This is a genomic window from Bifidobacterium callitrichidarum (assembly GCF_003129905.1).
Taxonomy (GTDB): Bacteria; Actinomycetota; Actinomycetes; order Actinomycetales; family Bifidobacteriaceae; genus Bifidobacterium; species Bifidobacterium callitrichidarum.
Genome location: NZ_QFFM01000054.1, coordinates 1 through 2,198 on the forward strand (window position 1 = coordinate 1; position 2,198 = coordinate 2,198).

General features: G+C 62.3%; 1 protein-coding gene. It reads left to right on the top strand.

Going from position 1 to position 2,198, the window contains the following annotated elements; genetic code table 11:
* Window positions 1-2,198 (top strand): S-layer homology domain-containing protein (locus DF196_RS13055; protein ID WP_193852583.1); only part of this gene is annotated, 2,198 nt, incomplete at both ends.

Here is a 2,198-nt window from a genome sequence, read left to right on the forward strand (position 1 = left end):
CAGTACGCTGATGGCGTGTTCGGCACGGACCTGTACGCGAAGTACGGCAAGCTGACGAACAATGGCTATGAGTTCACTGGCTGGTACACGAGCCCGGATGCCGGTGGCCAGGCCGTCGACCCGAACGCGAAGCTGAACGATGGCGACACCTTGTACGCCCACTGGGCATACGCCCCGACCGATGAGTCCGAGGCCGAGGTCACCTTCAACCTGTACAACGCGACCAGCAAGTCCACGCTCGTTGATGTCCGTAGCTGGGACCCGGACGGCGCTTCCAAGGTCGTGGAGAAGTCTTCTGACAATAAGACCGTGACGGTGAAGCTTGCGGACGGCGATGAGGTCGCTGACTGGCAGGTTCCGTCTAAGGACTGGGTCTCCGATGGCTGGGTGTTCAAGGGCTGGGATTCCGAGGTGTCTTCGGCTGTCCGTGGCACCACGCTCAACGCGCTTGCTGATCCGGGTCTGACCGTGACCGTATCTGGTGCCACCGCCTACAAGGACGGCGACAAGGTCGACGGCCAGTTCGACGTGGCCCGTGAGGCCAATGTCCTCGACGGCGTGCAGCTGGTCACGGGTCAGGCTGACGCTAACGGCAATAACGGCAACTCCGTGAAGCTGGCCTACTCGTTCAAGTGGGCCATCCCGGGCTCCGGCGACTGGAAGACCGTCGAGCACGGCCAGTCCCTGGCCATCCCGACGGGTGTGGGCTCCATCAAGGTCGAGCCGGTCGCGTTCCAGAACGCCACCGAGTACGTCGTGCACCCGGTCTCCGTGGTTGACCCGACCTACAACAAGTACTACTTCACGAACGCGAACTCCAGCTTTGTGGACGCCTACGGCCAGGAGAAGCTCGATGACCTGTCCCCGCGCGTGAACAATGACGCGTTCCTCGGCTGGTACGACAAGGCCGGCACGTTCACTGTCAACGGCACTTCCGAGCGCGTGGTCGCTTTCTTCGATATCAACCAGATCAAGAAGCAGTCCGAGTGGGATAGGATCGCCCCGAACACGGTCCCGACCTTCGACTTCGCCAACCAGTACGGCCAGGGCGTGGTAAACGTCTTCGCCGGCTACGACGCTTCTGCCAAGTACGTGACCGTGAACCTCAAGCCGCTCTACGATCAGGCCAAGACCATCTCCGTCAAGCTGTACACCGACAAGACCGTTGCCGAGCAGCTCGACGCTGTCGCTCCGGCCCGCGACGGCTACAGCATCGAGGGCTACTACACCAAGGTCGACTCCTCGAATAAGCCCATTCAGAGCTCCAAGGTCTCCGACGCTGATACGGTTGCGACCCTTTGTCTTCTCAGCGGTGACGATGTCTACGTGAACTACTCCGCCGACTCCAAGTACGGTGTGAACGGCCTGCTGTACAACCTGTCCCGCGGCTACGCGACCAGCTACGGCCCGGACAAGAAGGACGGCAAGAACATCGCCCACTTCGACGCCACCAAGGTGCCGGGTGTGACCAGCTACTCCGCCGATAAGTTCGCGCTGGCCGATGGCTTCAGCGGCGCGAAGAAGGTCAGCGTCTACAGCACCGACACCGACGGCAAGTTCCTGCTCGCCAAGCCGGCCGGTTACACCGACGCTTCTTGGAAGGACTACAACGCCACCCGCAACGCAGTGGTGAAGGAACTTCTGCAGTACTTCAAGCTCTCCGCCGACAAGACCACCATCGCCGATGTCTACAATGCGGTCGCCACGAAGCTGTCCGCCGAGAAGGCCGACGAGATTAACCAGGAGTTCGGCGGCAAGTTGGTCGCCAACACCTCCTACCCGGATGTGAACTACGACGACTACGGCACCCACGCCGACGAGATTAGCTACTTGACCACCAAGGGCATCGTGAAGGGTTACGCTGACGGCACGTTCGGCTATGGCGCCCCGCTGGCCCGTGTGGATTACATCGTGTGGCTGTACCGCGCCGCCGGCTCCCCGGCCGTGTCCTCCGAGGCTTCCTTCTCCGATGTGAACGCCACAACCGTCCCGAACAAGGAGTTCCGTGACGCCATCGCCTGGGCCGCTTCCGAGGGCATCACCAAGGGTTACGCGGACGGCACGTTCGCCCCGTACGCGACCCTGAACCGCCAGGACGCCGCCGCGTTCCTGTACCGCGCGGCCGGCTCGCCGAAGTTCAACGAGTCCTACGCGGACGTGAAGTTCTCCGACGTGACCCCGGGCGACAGCGCGAACCA